At 65.1% G+C, this 16,392-nt stretch carries 18 protein-coding genes; all 18 read left to right on the top strand.

What is annotated here, in order from left to right:
• The first annotated feature begins 91 nt into the window (after positions 1–91).
• Positions 92–1,096 carry a sulfonate ABC transporter substrate-binding protein gene (locus tag V6657_RS09440; protein ID WP_048932232.1) on the top strand — a complete coding sequence of 335 codons (1,005 nt, stop codon included), beginning with the start codon at positions 92–94 and terminating at the stop codon, positions 1,094–1,096.
• 5 nt (positions 1,097–1,101) lie between these two features.
• A complete protein-coding gene (locus tag V6657_RS09435) occupies positions 1,102–2,124 on the top strand; it encodes a sulfonate ABC transporter substrate-binding protein (protein WP_048932233.1) in 1,023 nt (340 codons plus the stop codon).
• A 36-nt stretch (positions 2,125–2,160) separates the two neighbouring features.
• On the top strand, positions 2,161–3,324 hold the full coding sequence (gene ssuD, locus V6657_RS09430) for an FMNH2-dependent alkanesulfonate monooxygenase (protein ID WP_048932234.1): 1,164 nt from the start codon (positions 2,161–2,163) through the stop codon (positions 3,322–3,324).
• A 12-nt stretch (positions 3,325–3,336) separates the two neighbouring features.
• Positions 3,337–4,131: an aliphatic sulfonate ABC transporter permease SsuC gene (gene ssuC, locus V6657_RS09425; RefSeq protein WP_048932235.1), complete on the top strand. Its 795-nt coding sequence runs from the start codon at positions 3,337–3,339 to the stop codon at positions 4,129–4,131.
• 10 nt (positions 4,132–4,141) lie between these two features.
• Positions 4,142–4,993, top strand: coding sequence for an ATP-binding cassette domain-containing protein (locus V6657_RS09420; RefSeq protein WP_048932236.1), 852 nt, complete (start codon positions 4,142–4,144; stop codon positions 4,991–4,993).
• 70 nt (positions 4,994–5,063) lie between these two features.
• Positions 5,064–5,279, top strand: coding sequence for a molybdopterin-binding protein (locus V6657_RS09415; protein ID WP_048932237.1), 216 nt, complete (start codon positions 5,064–5,066; stop codon positions 5,277–5,279).
• A gap of 50 nt (positions 5,280–5,329) precedes the next feature.
• A complete protein-coding gene (locus V6657_RS09410) occupies positions 5,330–6,232 on the top strand; it encodes an EAL domain-containing protein (RefSeq protein WP_048932238.1) in 903 nt (300 codons plus the stop codon).
• A gap of 44 nt (positions 6,233–6,276) precedes the next feature.
• The gene (locus V6657_RS09405; protein ID WP_048932239.1) at positions 6,277–6,981 is read left to right on the top strand and encodes an alpha/beta fold hydrolase; all 705 of its coding nucleotides are present in this window, start codon (positions 6,277–6,279) and stop codon (positions 6,979–6,981) included.
• A 120-nt stretch (positions 6,982–7,101) separates the two neighbouring features.
• Positions 7,102–8,013, top strand: a complete 912-nt coding sequence (cysT, locus tag V6657_RS09400) for a sulfate ABC transporter permease subunit CysT (protein ID WP_048932240.1) — start codon at positions 7,102–7,104, stop codon at positions 8,011–8,013.
• A 1-nt stretch (position 8,014) separates the two neighbouring features.
• Complete coding sequence (cysW, locus tag V6657_RS09395; protein ID WP_048932241.1) at positions 8,015–9,001, top strand: sulfate ABC transporter permease subunit CysW; 987 nt, start codon at positions 8,015–8,017, stop codon at positions 8,999–9,001.
• Entirely contained in the window at positions 8,998–10,107 is a 1,110-nt protein-coding gene (locus V6657_RS09390) for a sulfate ABC transporter ATP-binding protein (RefSeq protein WP_048932242.1), read from the top strand. Before cysW ends, V6657_RS09390 begins: the two co-directional genes overlap by 4 nt.
• A 51-nt stretch (positions 10,108–10,158) precedes the next feature.
• Positions 10,159–11,118, top strand: a complete 960-nt coding sequence (locus V6657_RS09385) for a CysB family HTH-type transcriptional regulator (protein WP_021194319.1) — start codon at positions 10,159–10,161, stop codon at positions 11,116–11,118.
• A gap of 128 nt (positions 11,119–11,246) precedes the next feature.
• Positions 11,247–11,546, top strand: a complete 300-nt coding sequence (locus V6657_RS09380; RefSeq protein ID WP_048932243.1) for a 2TM domain-containing protein — start codon at positions 11,247–11,249, stop codon at positions 11,544–11,546.
• Entirely contained in the window at positions 11,546–12,811 is a 1,266-nt protein-coding gene (locus tag V6657_RS09375) for a sensor histidine kinase (protein WP_048932244.1), read from the top strand. The genes V6657_RS09380 and V6657_RS09375 overlap by 1 nt, the downstream gene beginning before the upstream one ends.
• Positions 12,812–12,814: 3 nt before the next feature.
• A complete protein-coding gene (locus tag V6657_RS09370) occupies positions 12,815–13,639 on the top strand; it encodes a LytTR family DNA-binding domain-containing protein (RefSeq protein WP_021194322.1) in 825 nt (274 codons plus the stop codon).
• 93 nt (positions 13,640–13,732) lie between these two features.
• Positions 13,733–15,442 carry a thiamine pyrophosphate-binding protein gene (locus tag V6657_RS09365; protein WP_048932245.1) on the top strand — a complete coding sequence of 570 codons (1,710 nt, stop codon included), beginning with the start codon at positions 13,733–13,735 and terminating at the stop codon, positions 15,440–15,442.
• A gap of 36 nt (positions 15,443–15,478) precedes the next feature.
• The gene (gene rraA / locus V6657_RS09360) at positions 15,479–15,976 is read left to right on the top strand and encodes a ribonuclease E activity regulator RraA (protein WP_048932246.1); all 498 of its coding nucleotides are present in this window, start codon (positions 15,479–15,481) and stop codon (positions 15,974–15,976) included.
• The gene (locus V6657_RS09355) at positions 15,973–16,392 is read left to right on the top strand and encodes a gamma-glutamylcyclotransferase (protein WP_021194325.1); all 420 of its coding nucleotides are present in this window, start codon (positions 15,973–15,975) and stop codon (positions 16,390–16,392) included. The genes rraA and V6657_RS09355 overlap by 4 nt, the downstream gene beginning before the upstream one ends.

The raw sequence follows: 16,392 nt of genomic DNA, 5'->3' as shown, positions 1-16,392 counted from the left end.
CGACGCGTCCCCGACGCTTTCCCGTTGTTGTCATGCCGCGCAGCGCCTGCGCGCGGATCGTGCCGCCCTTACATCCCTGATCGACTGAATCATGAAAGCCCACTCGCCCCTGCGCAGGACCCTGACCATTGCCGCCACGCTGCTCGCCACGTTGGGTGCACCGGCCGCGTTTGCCAATAGCGATACGCCGCCCCCAACCGCTGCAAAGCAGCTCCGCATCGGCTATCAGAAATACGGCACGCTGACTGTGCTCAAGGCGCGCGGCACGCTGGAAAAGCGCCTCGCTTCGCAAGGCATTGAAGTGAAGTGGACGGAGTTTCCGGCTGGCCCGCAATTGCTCGAAGGCCTGAACGTGGGGGCCGTCGACTTCGGCACCACGGGCGAAGCGCCACCGATCTTCGCGCTGGCCGCCGGTGCTCACCTCGTCTACGTCGGCAACCAACCGCCCGCACCGGCCGGCGAGGCGATCATCGTGCCCAAGAATTCGCCGCTCAAGAGCGTGACGGATCTGAAAGGCAAGCGCGTTGCCTTCAACAAGGGCTCGAACGTGCACTACCTGCTGGTCAAGCTGCTGGAGAAGGCCAACGTGCCCTACAGCGACATCCAGCCCGTCTACCTGACGCCCGCCGATGCACGTGCCGCCTTCGAGCGCGGCGCCATTGATGCCTGGGTGATCTGGGACCCGTTCTTTGCGGCTGCCGAGCAGCAGCTCGGCGCACGTGTGCTGGCTGACGGCACGGGCGTGGTCAACAACTCGCAGTACTTCCTGGCATCGAAGGGCTATGCATCTGCGCGGCCCGATGTGCTGAACATCGTGCTCGATGAGCTCAAGAAGACCGACACGTGGGCCGCGGCCAACCCGAAAGACGTGACGACCATCCTCGGCCCGCAACTGGGTCTGGAGCCAGCAGTGGTGACCCGTTCGGTCTCGCGCATTGTTTACGGCATCCAGCCGGTCAGTGCGGAAGCCCTGGCGGATCAGCAACGCATTGCCGACACGTTCCACGCGCTCAAGCTGATCCCGCGCCCGGTGAAGGTGGCGGATTCCGCCTGGAATCCGAACGCGCAACCGACCACGCAACAAGCAGCTCGCTGATCGCCATGACCATTGATATTCAACGCCGCCGTTTGCTGACGGCCTCGGCCGCCGGGGCATCGCTGGCGGCGCTGGGCTCCGTCGCGCATGCTGCGAACGCTGCCGGCGCCCCTGCCAACCTGCCGAAGATCGCGCCGCCCGCGCAACTGCGCATTGGCTTTCAGAAGAGCGCGGTCAACCTCGTCATCGTCAAGGAGAACCGCGCGCTGGAGCAGCGCTTTCCGGGCACGAAGGTGAGTTGGCTGGAGTTTCCGGCCGGGCCGCAGCAACTGGAAGCGTTGTCCGCCGGCAGCCTGGACTTGGCGATTACCGGCGATACGCCGCCCGTGTTTGCGCAGGCGGCGGGCAAGGACTTGCGCTACGTGGGCGTGGAGCCGCCCAAGCCGGACAGTTCGGCCATCCTCGTGCAGCAGGACTCGTCGCTCAAGACGCTGGCGGACCTGAAGGGCAAGCGTGTCGCGTTGCAGAAGGGGTCGAGCGCGCATTTCCTGATCGTGCGCGGCCTGCAGAAGGGCGGCCTGACCTTTGCCGACATCCAGCCCGTGTACCTGACGCCCGCCGACGCACGTGCCGCCTTTGAGCGCGGCGCCGTGGACGCCTGGGGCATCTGGGATCCGTACTACGCCGCCACGGAACTCGCCATCAAGCCGCGCGTGCTGGCGACGGGCCGCACGTTGTCGTCCAACAACTCGTTCTACTTCGCGCCGACCGCGTTCACCGAGAAGCATGGCGACGCCATCGCCGCGATCTTTGCGGAGCTGTCGCGCGCGGATCGGCTTGTGCAGGAGAACCGCAAGGAGGCTGCGCAGCGCATTGCGGAGTTCTCTGGGCTGTCGCTGGCGACGGTGCATCTGTTCCTGTCGCGCCGGCCGCCGTCGCCTGTGCGGCCCGTCACGCCAGAGGCGATTGCCGAGCAGCAGCGCGTGGCGGATGCCTTCCACGGGCTCGGGCTGATTCCGCGTGCGGTCAAGCCGCTGGACATCGTGTGGCATCCGACGCCGGCGCAGTTGGCCATCGCTCGCGCGTGAGTTGATCTGAGAACAACACAATCCAAGGAAACCATCATGCAAGTCTTCTGGTTCATCCCCACCCACGGCGACAGTCGCTATCTCGGTACTGCCGAAGGCGCGCGCCAAGTTGATCAAACCTATCTGCAGCAGGTGGCCGTGGCCGCCGACACGCTCGGCTACGAGGGCGTGCTGATCCCCACCGGCCGCTCGTGCGAAGACCCGTGGATCGTCGCCGCCAGCCTGATTCCGGTGACGAAGCGCCTGCGCTTTCTGGTGGCCGTGCGCCCCGGCCTGATGGCACCGACGCTGGCTGCTCGCATGGCCGCTACGTACGACCGCCTCTCGCAAGGTCGCCTGCTGGTGAATCTTGTGACGGGTGGCGACCCGGCTGAGCTGGAGGGCGATGGTCTGTTCCTCAATCACGCAGAACGCTACGAAGCCTCGGAAGAGTTCATCCGCATCTGGCGCGAGACGCTGGCCGCGAGCCATGAGGGCGCGGCGCTGGACTACACCGGCAAGCACCTGAGCGTGAAGGGCGCAAAGGTGCTGTACCCGCCTGTGCAGAAGCCGCATCCGCCGGTGTACTTCGGCGGCTCGTCGGAAGCCGCGCATGAGCTGGCGGCAGAGCAGGTCGACACGTATCTCACCTGGGGCGAACCGCCTGCTGCCGTGGCCGAGAAGCTGGCCGACGTGCGCAAGCGCGCCGCCAAGCACGGCCGCACGGTGCGCTTCGGCATCCGCCTCCACGTGATCGTGCGCGAGACGGACGAGGAAGCCTGGCAAGCCGCGGACAAGCTGATCAGCAAGCTGGATGACGACACCGTCGCCCGCGCGCAGGAAGCCTTCCGCAAGATGGATTCGGCCGGCCAGCAGCGCATGGCTGCCCTGCACGCAGGCGGTGCCAAGCGCAGCCGTGCCGATCTGGAAATCAGCCCGAACCTGTGGGCAGGCGTGGGTCTGGTGCGCGGCGGTGCCGGCACGGCGCTGGTGGGCGATCCGCAAACGGTGGCCGCGCGCATGAAGGAATACGCCGATCTGGGCATCGATACGTTCGTGCTCTCCGGCTACCCGCATCTGGAAGAGGCGTACCGCTTTGCCGAACTGGTGTTCCCGCTGCTGCCGCGCTCGGTGCGTGAAAAGCTGCCGGGCAACGTGCTGAACGGGCCGTTTGGCGAGGTGATCGCCACCGGCATCGTGCCCAAAGTGGCAGCAAGCTGAAGGGGCAGGCGCATGGCATCAAAACAGAACACCTTCCTGCGTGCGGCGCGCAAGCGTCTGACGCCGTGGATCGTGCCGCTGGTGCTGCTGGTGCTGTGGCAGGCGTCGGCGCAATGGGGCTGGCTGTCGAACCGCATCCTGCCGGCGCCGCCGGACGTGGCCAAATCCGCCATTGCGCTCGCGCGCTCGGGTGAGTTGTGGACGCACGTGGCGGTGAGCACGTGGCGCGCACTGCTGGGCTTTGCGATTGGCGGCTCGCTCGGGCTGGCGCTGGGGCTGCTGACCGGCACGTTCCGCACCGCTGAGACACTGCTCGACACCACGCTGCAGATGATCCGCAACATCCCCGTACTGGCGCTGATTCCGCTGGTGATTCTGTGGTTCGGTATTGATGAATCGGCCAAGCTGTTTCTGGTGTCGCTGGGCGTGTTCTTCCCGATCTACCTGAACACGTATCACGGCATCCGCTCGGTCGATCCTGCGCTGGTGGAGATGGCGCGCAGCTATGGTCTGTCGCGTGCGCAGCTGTATCGCGAGGTGATCTTGCCCGGTGCGCTGCCGCAGATCCTGGTGGGCGTGCGGTTCTCGTTGGGGCTGATGTGGGTGACGTTGATCGTCGCTGAGACGGTCTCCGCACAAGCCGGCATTGGCTACATGACGATGAATGCGCGCGAGTTCCTGCAGACCGACGTGGTGCTGCTTGGCATCCTGCTCTACGCGCTGCTGGGCAAGCTGGCTGACTTGCTGTCGCGTGCCCTGGAGCGCTTCTGGCTGCGCTGGCACCCCGGCTATCAAGCGGCTGCCTGAGGAGAACATGATGCAAAGCAACGCTACCGAACACGCCGCGCTGGCCGGCACGGCCTTGCACATCGAACACGTCGTCAAACGTTATGGCGATCGTGAAGTGCTGCACGGCATCGATCTTGAGATTACGCCGGGCGAGTTTGTCGTCATCGTCGGGCGCAGCGGCTGCGGCAAGAGCACGCTGCTGCGGTTGATTGCTGGGCTGGAAGGTGTCGACGATGGCCACCTGCGCCGCGATGGTGATGCCGAAGATGGTCTGCATGACGATGCCCGTGTGATGTTCCAGGACGCACGCCTGCTGCCGTGGAAGAAGGTGCTCGACAACGTAGCCCTCGGCTTGCCGAAAACGCAGCGTGCGCAAGCTGCTGAAGTGCTAGCGCAAGTGGGCCTGGAGGAGCGGGCAGGTGAGTGGCCGGCACGCCTGTCGGGTGGGCAACGCCAGCGTGTGGCGTTGGCCCGTGCATTGGTGCACCGCCCACGCCTGCTGCTGCTGGATGAACCGCTGGGCGCGCTCGATGCGCTCACCCGCATCGACATGCAGAACCTGATCGAAGGCCTGTGGCAGCGCCTGGGCTTTACCGCCGTGCTGGTCACGCACGACGTGGCCGAGGCAGTGGCACTGGCTGACCGTGTGGTGCTGATCGAAGACGGCCGCATCGCGCTGGATGAACGTATCGACTTGCCGCGCCCGCGCCACCGGGGTTCGCCCGCGTTTGCACGGCTGGAAGAGGCCATCCTCAACCGTGTGATGCAGCGCAAGATCGATCCGAATGAGGTGGCCAATGAGGTGACCGATGTGCGCTCGCACACGGCGTGGACATCACCCCTGGACGTGTCGGCCACGGCCGTGCGCTGGGCGGTGTAAGACGCCGCAAACCTTTCTCCTGAAAACATTCATTGGCACGTAGTGCCGTTGTCATCTAAGAAGGAACATCATGACTATCCAAGCGATTAACGTACGCAACCAATTTCGTGGGCAGCTCAAAGAGATCATCCGGGGCGATGTGCTCTCGGAGATCGATGTGGAGACCCCGGCCGGCATCGTCACTTCGGTCATCACCACGCGCTCGGTCGATAGCCTCGGCCTCAAGATCGGCAGTGAAGTGGTTGCGCTGGTGAAGGCGACAGAAGTCTCGATCGCCAAACTGTAAGGACGGGGAGGAGACGGCGACCTAGTAGGAACATCCAGGAGCCCCATCCCATGAGTCTCATGCACACCACCGCACTCGCACAATTTCTCGGCACCCTGCCGAGTGCCCCGACGCCGGACCGCCAACTGTGGCGCGACGCCAGCGGCCGCGTGCAGGGCCAGTTCTTCCACAGCTCGCTCACCAGCCTGTTTGAACCGGTCTGGCAGCTTGCCGCTGACGGCACGCTGGCGCTCGCCGGCCACGAAGCGCTCATGCGCACGTGGACGCGCGACGGCGATCTGGGCCTGAACCCGTGGAAGCTGTTCTCGCTGGCGTCGGACGACAGCACGCTGGTGGAACTCGATCGCCTGTGCCGGCTGGTGCATACGCTCAACTACTTTGCCCGCACCGATGCGCGGCGGCTGGTCGTCAACGTGCACGGCCGCCTGCTGGCGGCGGTGGCGGCCGACCACGGCAAGGCGTTCCACCGCGCGGTGGTGGCGCTGGGGCTGTCGCCGGAGCAGTTCGTCATCCAGGTGCCGTCCACGGCCAATGACGATCTGGGTCTGCTGCTGTTCGTGGTGGACAACTACCGGCGCAACGGCTTTGCCGTAGCGGTGCAGGCGTCAGACCCGGCGGAAGCGGGCGCATTGCTGGTACATGCGAAGCCCGCGTATCTGAAGCTCGATGCGCGGCGCGATTGGGTGACGCGGCACGTGGTGTCGCTGGCCGAATCTGCGCGCGAGCTGGGCATCACGCTGACCCTGCGCCGCTGCGAGCGCCCGAGCGACCTGGAACTGGCGCGTGCAGCCGGTATCACCCACGTGCAGGGCAGCGTATTGCCCGGCGCGGAGCCGGAGCCGGAGCCTGTGGCTGCGCCCGAGCCCCTGGTGCTGGCGTCATCCACGCGCGCACCGATGGCGCAGGCGCCGCTGGTGCAGCAGCAATGCGCAGGTTTTTCTCTCATTGAATAGCGGCCTCGCCGGGTCACCCGGCGGGCGGCCCCAAGGAAGGTTTCATGGCACGCAGCGCATTGGCAACTTCGCCCGATACCTCGCCGGGCAAACGCGCGACGCGCGATTGGCACTGGCCGGCCGATGTGGCAATCGTCACGGTGCCCGGTCTGCATGGCAGCGGCCCCGGACACTGGCAGACGCGCTGGGAGGCGCGCTTTCCGGAATGGCGTCGTGTCGAACAGACAGATTGGTCGACGCCCGAGCTGCCGCGCTGGTCTGCGCGCGTGGGTGAAACGGTGCGCGCTGCGTTGGCCGAGCGTGCCGCGTCTCGCCACAAGCGCCGGGTGATTCTCGTGGCGCACAGCTTCGGCTGCCTGGCATCGATTCATTGGGCCACCCAGGCACAAGGCGCCCGCAATTCGGTCGCCGGCATCCTGCTCGTCGCGCCGGCCGATCCGGACAAATTTGGCGTGCGCGATCTGCTACCGCAGCGCACCTTGCCGTTTCCCGCCGTGCTCGTTGCCAGCCGCAATGATCCGTGGATGCCGCACTGCTACGCCGTCGACTGGGGCTCGCGCTGGGGCGTCGAACTGGTCGATGCGGGGGAGGCCGGCCACATCAACGCCGACTCCAACCTGGGCGAATGGGACGCCGGCCTTGCGCTGCTCGATCGCCTGATCGGCCGTGCATGTGCACAAGACGCCACCCGTGATGGCGCAGACTGGCAAGCACAGTGGGATGTCTTACCGAGCACTCCTTATATCTAGAACGATGATGCACATGCGTAAATATTCGTTTTCGTCATAAGAACAGTTCGCCACAATTGGTTCATCTGCATATCGGCCGCAGTGTTTTTCGCTTTGCGGCCATTTTTATCGGTTGCGCTGATGAGCCTGTCCTCTGCGTTGTTTCCTCCCGCGCGGCGTAAGCCTGCCAACGTGCTCCCCGGTTTCGGGCTGGCGCTGGGCTTTTCGCTGCTGTACCTCGCGCTGATCGTCCTGATCCCGCTGTCGGCGACCGTCCTCAAGACGTTCACGATGACGTGGGATGCGTTCTGGACCACGGTCACCGCGCCGCGTGTGGTGGCGTCGTACAAGCTGACGTTTGGCGCGTCGTTGATTGCGGCGGTGGTCAACCTCGTGTTCGGGCTGATCGTGGCATGGGTGCTGGTGCGCTATCGCTTTCCGGGCAAGCGCGTGATTGATGCACTGGTCGACCTGCCGTTTGCGCTGCCGACTGCGGTGGCAGGCATTGCGCTCACCGCGCTGTATGCGCCGAATGGCTGGATCGGCTCGCGCCTGGAGCCGCTTGGGCTGAAGGTTGCCTTCACGCCGCTGGGCATTGTGGTGGCGCTCACCTTCATCGGTCTGCCGTTTGTGGTGCGCACGGTGCAGCCGGTGCTCGAAGACTTGGAAACCGAGCTGGAAGAAGCTGCCGCCAGCCTGGGCGCCACGCGCTGGCAGACCTTTACCCGCGTGATCCTGCCGACCTTGCTGCCCGCGCTGCTGACTGGCTTTGCGCTGTCGTTTGCTCGAGCCACGGGTGAATACGGCTCGGTCATCTTCATCGCCGGCAACATGCCGATGGTCTCCGAGATCACGCCGCTGATGATCTATTCCAAGCTCGAGCAATTCGATTACGCAGGCGCCACAGCCATCGCTGTCGTCATGCTGGGTATCTCGTTCACGCTGCTGCTGGTGATCAACCTGCTGCAAGCCTGGACGCGCCGCCGCGGCAATCGCAATGACACCATCGAGCGTGCCCCCGAAACCTTGATCACCAGCGCGGCAGGAGCCTGACATGGCCGGTACTGTTTCCCGTCAACTTGGCGCGGCACCGGTTGCCGCACGGCGTGGTGCCACGGTGGAATCCGCCTGGGTGCGTGCGACGCTGATCCTCGTGTCGTTCGTGTTTCTCGCGCTGTTCCTGTTCGTGCCGCTGGCGAGCGTGTTCTACGAGGCATTCAAGAAGGGTGTGGACGTTTATCTCGAAGCCCTGATCGAACCCGATGCGCTGTCGGCGATTTACCTGACGCTGACCGTCGCGGCGATTGCCGTACCGCTGAACGTGGTGTTTGGCGTGGCGGCGGCGTGGGCGATTGCCAAGTTCGAGTTTCGCGGCAAGAACCTGCTGCTGACGCTGATCGACTTGCCGTTCTCGGTGTCGCCGGTCATCGCAGGGCTGATCTACGTGCTGCTGTTCGGCGCGCGGGGTTGGTTCGGGCCGTACCTCTCCGACCACGATTTCAAGATCATCTTTGCCGTGCCGGGCATCGTGCTGGCCACCGTGTTCGTCACGTTTCCATTCGTGGCGCGCGAGCTGATTCCGCTCATGCAGGCGCAGGGCAGCGAAGAGGAAGAGGCCGCCATCGTGCTGGGTGCATCAGGCTGGCAGACCTTCTTCCGCGTGACGCTGCCGAACATCAAGTGGGGTCTGCTGTACGGTGTGATCCTCTGCAATGCGCGGGCGATGGGTGAGTTTGGTGCGGTGTCGGTGGTGTCGGGCCACATTCGCGGGCTGACCAACACGATGCCGCTGCATGTCGAAATTCTCTACAACGAATACAACTTCGCGGCGGCGTTTGCCGTGGCCTCGCTGCTGACCCTGCTGGCGCTGGTGACGCTTGGCCTCAAGACGCTGGTCGAATGGCGCAGCCGCCGTGAACTGGCTGACGCAGATGCCGGCGTGGGCGAGGGCCCCGGTCAGCGCGCCGCCACGCAGCAAACCACATCCGTTTCGAATTCGCACGTCTCCGTGCAATCTCCGCTCGAAGGGAGCGCAGCATGAGCATCCAGGTTCAACATATCACCAAGCGCTTCGGCAACTTCATCGCCCTCAACGATGTCTCGCTCGATTTCAAGCAAGGCGAGCTGACCGCGCTGCTGGGCCCGTCGGGCTGCGGCAAGACCACGCTGCTGCGCATCATCGCGGGGTTGGAGCATGCGGATTCGGGCAGCATCCATCTGAACGGTGAAGATGCATCGGACCAGCACGTGCGCGAACGCCAGGTGGGCTTCGTGTTCCAGCACTACGCGCTGTTCAAGCACATGACGGTGTTCGAGAACGTCGCCTTCGGCCTGCGCGTGAAACCGCGTGCGCAGCGGCCCAGCGAAGAGAAGATCCGCGCCAAGGTGAAAGAGTTGCTGGAGCTGGTGCAACTGGACTGGCTGGCCGATCGCTATCCGCCGCAACTGTCGGGCGGGCAGCGTCAGCGGATTGCGTTGGCGCGTGCACTGGCGGTGGAGCCGCGCGTGCTGCTGCTCGATGAGCCGTTCGGGGCGCTCGATGCCAAGGTGCGCAAGGAACTGCGCCGCTGGCTGCGCCGCCTGCATGACGATCTGCATGTCACCAGCCTGTTCGTCACGCACGATCAGGAAGAGGCGCTGGAGGTGGCCGACAACGTGGTGCTGATGAACCGTGGGCAGGTGGAGCAGGTCGGCAGCCCGGCTACCGTCTACAACACGCCGGCCACGCCGTTCGTCTATGGCTTCCTCGGCAATGTGAACCTGTTCCACGGCCGCCTGGAAGAAGGCGAGGGCGGCAGCGTGCTGCATGTGGGCGATGCGTCCATCACCGTGCCATCGGGCGGTGTGGATTCGTCGCGTGCTGATCAAGCGGTGGCGTTTGTCCGCCCGCACGAGATCGACCTGGAGCGCTATGCGCCCGGCGCCGAAGGCATCCCCGTGACGCTGCGCCGCGCGCTCACGCTGGGCGCCGTCGCACAGCTGGAGCTGGAGCGCGAAGACACCGACGACGTTATCGAAGTCTCCCTGCCCATCGAGCGCTTCCGCGCCGAGGGTTTCCGTGAAGGCGAAACGCTGGTGGTGCGTCCGCGTGCCATTCGTGTGTTCGCCCAGGGCAGCGCACAGCCAACCGTGCAATCCGCCGCTTAACCCCTCACTCAATCCGCCGCTCCGACGACAACCATTCGAGAGGACACGAGCATGAACTTCCAACAACTGCGTTCCATCCGCGAGGCGGTCCGCCGCCAGTTCAACCTGACCGAAGTCGCCAACGCGCTCTATACGTCGCAGCCGGGGGTGTCGCGACAGATCCGTGAGCTGGAGGACGAGCTCGGCGTGGAGATTTTCGAGCGCTACGGCAAGCGTCTGACCGGCCTGACGGAGCCGGGCCGCGAGATCGTGCGCATTGTCGAGCGCCTACTGCTCGAAGCCGAGAACCTGCGCCAGGCCGGTGAGGAGTTCTCTGGCCGCCAGTCTGGTCGCTTGACTGTGGCGACCACGCACACGCAGGCGCGCTATGCGTTGCCGAAGGTGGTGCAGTCGTTCCGCAAGGAATATCCGCACGTCACGCTGGCGCTGCAGGAGGCCTCGCCATCGCACATCGTTGAACTGCTGCTGACGGGGCAGGCCGATATCGGCATCGCTACCGAGGCTGTGGCTAACGAACCGGGGCTGACGTCGTTTGAGGCCTACCGCTGGCGCCACGTGCTGGTGGTCAGCCCGGACCATCCGCTGACCAAGAATCCGTTGCCTACGCTGGAAGACGTGGCGCAGTACCCGCTGATTACCTACGACGCCGGCTTTACGGGGCGCCGCAACATCGACGCCGCGTTTGCTGCCTCGGGCCTGCATCCGGAGATCGTGCTGACCGCCATGGACGCCGACGTGATCAAGACCTACGTCGCGCTGGATGTGGGCGTGGGCATCATCGCGTCGATGGCGTATGACGGGCGCAAGGATGACAACCTCGTGTGCATCGGTGCGGACCATTTGTTCGAGCCGAATACCACGCGTGTGGCGGTGCGCCGAGGCGCGTATCTGCGTGGTTATGCGCACGACTTCATCGGGATGTTTGCGCCGCATCTGTCGCGCGAGACGGTGGCGGAGGCGGTGGCTTCTACGGTGGTCACGCAAGGGGTGCGGGAGGCGCTGGCGGCGTAGGGGCCACGCCAGCGGCGCGGGGTGGCGGCCGTTCACCCCTCCAATTCCGCCATTCGTCACACGCCAATGGCGCCCGCCCAGGCGCCATTCCTATACTGCGGACATCCTCGGTTCCACCTGAGACCGCCATGTCCGCCGTCCCCTACAACACCTCCCCTGAATCTGACGATGCCCTGCTGCGCCGCGCCCGCCACCGCGCCGGCGCCCGCATGGGATTCCGCATCCATCTGCTGTCGTTCCTGGCCGTGAACGCCGTGCTGGCGGCGATTGCGCTGTCACGCGGGCAGTTCTGGTTCGTCTGGCCGCTGCTGGGCTGGGGGATGGGATTGGCCGCGCACGGTCTGAGCCTGGCCTGGAGCATGGGCAACGGCTACCAGCGCATGGTCGATCAGGAGCTCGCCCGTCTGCGCGAACAGGCTGGCCGCTGATGCGGGAAACCCCAAGCTTCAACGCCGGAGAACCCTCCGGTAAGATCGCCCGCATGCTCGCCAATGTGTCGTTTCCTTCGCTTGCCGACTGCCTGCGCTTCGTGCGGCGCTGGCTGGTCCGCTATGCCGTCATCATCGTCATCAATACGTTGATTGCGACGGTGCTGGCGTTCGGCATCCGCCCGGAAGAGACGTTCTGGCAGGACTTTGTTTTCAGCCAGTCGATCGGTCTGTCGGTGTTCTCGTTGATTGGCATTCCGCGTCACGTCTTTTGGGGCGATGGGCCGCCCAGCAAGAAGTTCTTTCCGTGGGTTGTGGTTGGCGCGGTGGTGATTGGCGTGCCGTTCGGGCAATGGGTGGCGCGCATCATTCTCTGCATGAATGCGCCGTTCCCCATGCCCTGGCGGGCCGATAGCCTGCGCATGAGCTTCATCATCACGATGCTGGCCGCGCTGGGGGCAACCTACTACTACTGGTCGCGCGGCAAGCTGGTCGCGCTGGAGCGTCAGTCCGCGCTCGATGCGCTGGACCGTGAAGAAGCCGAGAAGCAGGTCGTGCGTGCGCAGCTCATGGCGTTGCAAGCGCAGATCGAGCCGCACTTCCTGTTCAACGTGCTCGCCCATGTGGATGTGTTGATTGCCCGGGACCCGGTTGGCGCGCGGCGCTTGCTGCAGCACCTGATCGGCTTTCTGCGTACGTCGCTCTCGCATGCCCGCGCCGAGCAATGCACGCTGGCGCAGGAGTTTGCGCTGCTGCGTGCGTATCTCGACATTCAGGCGCTGCGCTTCGGCAATCGGCTGCGGTTTTCGCTGACGCTGGACGATGCCATCGCCAACATCGTCATTCCGCCCATGTTGATCCAGCCGCTGGTGGAGAACGCTGTCGTGCACGGCATCGAGCCGGCACGCGAAGGCGGAGAGATTGCGCTCTCGGCCCGCTTGGTTGCCCACAATGAGGGCGAACGCCTCGTGCTGGAAGTGCGCGATACCGGCGTCGGCTTCGGCAACGATGGCGGCAAGGGCTCGGGGCTGGGCCTCACGCATGTGCGTGAACGGCTGGCGCGCCTGTTTGATGGTGACGCGCGCCTGACGATTACGGAAACCGTGCCGCATGGCGTGACGATCATTGTTGAGCTGCCGCTCGCACGCGAAACAACTGATACGCCTGCCCAGGCGGATGCGCCTGAATGGCGTTGCCGCTTTTCCCAGTCCTCACGCCCCGCCGCCAACCCAGCGCTGTCTTCACGCGCGCCCGCCGGAGCCTGACCGATGCCGTCTTCCCCCCGCCTGCTGATTGCCGACGACGAACCGGCGCTGGCTGACAACCTGGTCGCCGAACTGGCTGCGCTGTGGCCCGAGGCCACGCTGTTGCCGGCCGTGCACGACGGGCAATCCGTGCTGGACGTGATTGACGATACGCAGGCCGGGCAGGGGCCGGACGTTGTCTTCCTCGACATCCGCATGCCGGGGCTCTCAGGCATCGACGTGGCGCGTGAGCTGTCGGACCGGGAGGACCGCCCGCTGGTGGTGTTCGTCACGGCCTACGATCAGTTTGCGCTGGATGCCTTCGAACAGGCGGCTGTCGACTACGTGCTCAAGCCCGTGCAGACCGAGCGCCTGGCCGAGACCGTCAAGCGCCTGAAGGACCGACTGACCGTGCGCCCCAGTAGCAACGGCGCCGCGGATCCGGCGCAGACGCTGGCAGAGCTCGTCGAACGCCTCGCCGGCCTGCAAGGCGCTGCGCAGACGCGGGTGACACCGCAGGGCGGTTATCTACGCTTCATCAAGGCGCTGGTCGGGCAAGAGGTGCGCTTCATCCCCGTGGATGACGTGCTGTATCTGGAGGCGACCGACAAGTACGTCAACGTGGTCGCCAGCAGCGGTGAATCGCTCATCCGCATGAGCCTGCGTGAGTTGCTGGCCCAGCTTGATCCGGAGCACTTCTGGCAGGTGCACCGCGGCACTGTGGTCAACGTGGCGCATGTGTCGAGCGCCGTGCATCTGTCGCTGGGCCGTTTGGGTCTGAAGATACGCGGGCGGGCGGAGACGCTGCCGGTGGCGCGACAGTACGCGCATCTGTTTCGGCAGATGTAGCCCGTTCTTGCGTGTGCGCCCGCTGTTTACACAGGCTGGCCTTCCGCTATGATCCGTTGTGTCGTCAACGAATCAAGCGTGAGACTACTCGCCATGGAGACTGCAGTTGTAGGCCAACCCCGCCACGGCGGGCAGATCCTGGTCGATGCGTTGGTCGGCCACGGTGTCGACATCGCCTTTGGCGTGCCCGGTGAGAGCTACCTGTCGGTGCTTGAGGGTTTCTATCAGCGCCGCGACCGCGTGCGCTTCATCATCTGCCGGCAAGAGGGTGGTGCCGCCAACATGGCCGACGCCTACGGCAAATTGACCGGCCGCCCCGGCATCGTTTTCTGCACGCGGGGCCCCGGCGCCACCAACGCCAGCATCGGCGTGCACACCGCGTTCCAGGATTCCACGCCGATGATTCTGTTCATCGGCCAGGTCGGCCGCGATTTTGTCGACCGTGAAGCGTTTCAGGAAATCGACTACCGCCGCATGTTCGGCCAGATGGCCAAGTGGGTGGCGCAGATCGACAGCGTGGAGCGCATCCCCGAATACATCGCGCGCGCCTTCCAGACGGCCACTGCTGGCCGGCCCGGTCCGGTCGTGCTGGCGTTGCCGGAAGATATGCTCACCGAGGTCGCTACGGTGGCCGATGTGCCGCCCGATGTGGCAACGAAAGTGCGCGCCATGGCGTGGCCCGGTCCGCACGATCTCGCACAACTGAAAGTGTTGCTGCAGAACGCAGAGCGCCCGCTATTGCTGCTGGGCGGCTCTGGTTGGACACCGCAGGCCGCCGCACGCATGCAGGCGTTTGCCGAGCGCTGGAACCTGCCGGCCGGCTGCGTGTTCCGCCGGCAAGACCTGTTCGACAACCGGCACCCGAATTACGCGGGCGATGTTGGTATCGCCATCAACCCGAAGCTTGCCGCGCGCGTGAAAGAGGCGGACGTGGTGCTCGCCATCGGCCCGCGCCTGGGCGAGATGACGACCTCCGGCTACACGCTGTTCGACGTGCCGCGCCCGAAGCAGACGCTCATCCACGTACATGCCGGCGCGGAAGAACTGGGGCGTGTCTACCAGGTACACCTGATGATCCATGCGTCGATGCCCGCGATTGCCGAAGCGCTGGAGGGTATCTCGCCAGACGCCACGCCACGCTGGTCCGCCTGGACCGAAGCCGCCCATGCCGATTACCTTGCCAACATCGTGCCGCCGCCGTTCACCGGGCAAGGCATCGACATGGCCCGTGCGATGCAATGGCTGCGCGAGCGCCTGCCGCACAACAGCATCCTGACCAATGGCGCAGGCAACTACGCCACGTGGCTGCATCGCTTCTATCAGTACGGCGCGCTGGCTTCCGGCTCGCGCACGCAACTGGCGCCGACCAGCGGGGCGATGGGTTACGGTGCACCGGCTGCCGTGGCCGCCAAGATCGTGTGCCCCGACACGCCCGTCATCTGCATGGCGGGTGATGGCTGCTTCCTGATGAACGGTCAGGAGCTGGCGACCGCCATGCAATACAACGCGCCGGTCATCTTCATCGTGGTCAACAACAACATGTACGGCACCATTCGCATGCATCAGGAGCGCGAGTACCCTGAGCACGTGAGCGGCACCGAACTGCGCAATCCCGACTTTGCGGCACTCGCCCGCGCGTACGGCGCCGAGGGGCTTACGGTACGCTCGCTCGAAGGCTTCCAGTCGGCCGTTGAGGCTGCGTTGGTTGCCCCCGTTGCCACGATCATCGAGGTGCAGACGGATCCGAACATCATCAGCCCGCGTGCGACCATCGACTCGTTGCGAGCACAGTCGCGCAGCTAATCTCCTTCTACCAACGCCCAACCCTTCGACACTGCCATGACGATGACCCCAGTCACTGACCTGTGCGATCTGCACGAAGACAAACTCATCTACGGAAGCCTGCGTGTACTCACGCCCGTGTTCCGCAGCTTTGGCAAGCGTGCCGCGTTTGCCGGCCCGGCTTCGACGCTCAAGGTGTTTGAGGACAATGGCCTGGTGCGTGCCGCGCTGGAAGAGCAGGGCGCGGGGCGCGTGCTCGTCATCGACGGCGGCGGCTCGTTGCGATGCGCATTGGTGGGCGGCAACCTCGGCAAGCTGGCCGAGGAGAACGGGTGGGAGGGCATCCTGCTCAACGGCTGCGTGCGCGATACGCGCGAGCTGATCGAATGCAATGTCGGCATTCATGCACTGGCAGTGCATCCGCGCAAGAGCATCAAGAAGAACGCCGGCCAGCGCGAGGTGGGGGTGCAGATGCCCGGCGCGTACATCCAGTCCGGTGAATGGATCTATGCCGATGAAGACGGCGTGCTGGTTTCGCAGGACCCACTCGTATGAGCCCGGTCAACGCCATTCACGTGTTCGTCTACGGCACGCTGCGCGCCGGAGAGGCCAACGACCTGCGCGTGGCCGCAGCCAAGCGCGGCATTCCCGAACCGGAGTTGCTGGGCACCGCCATGTTGCACGGTCGCCTGTACGACTTCGGTGCATATCCGGGCCTGGTGCTGGACCCGACCGGCACCGCCGTGCGTGGTGATGTCTATCGTATCGATGCCGCGCTCGTGCCGGTGCTCGACGAGATCGAAGAGGTGTACCCCGGTGGCGACGCGCTCTTCCTGCGCGAGAACCACGCCGTGATGCTGGGCAGCGAGCCTGTCGAGTGCATCGTCTATCCGGTCAGCCCGGCACACATTGCTGGGCGGCATGTCATTACGGGCGGCGATTGGGTCGCGCATCGGCTGGCGCGCGGCTGA

Origin of the sequence: Ralstonia sp. RRA (assembly GCF_037023145.1) — a bacterium.
Lineage (GTDB): Bacteria > Pseudomonadota > Gammaproteobacteria > Burkholderiales > Burkholderiaceae > Ralstonia.
This window is presented reverse-complemented; position numbering and strand designations above follow the sequence as displayed.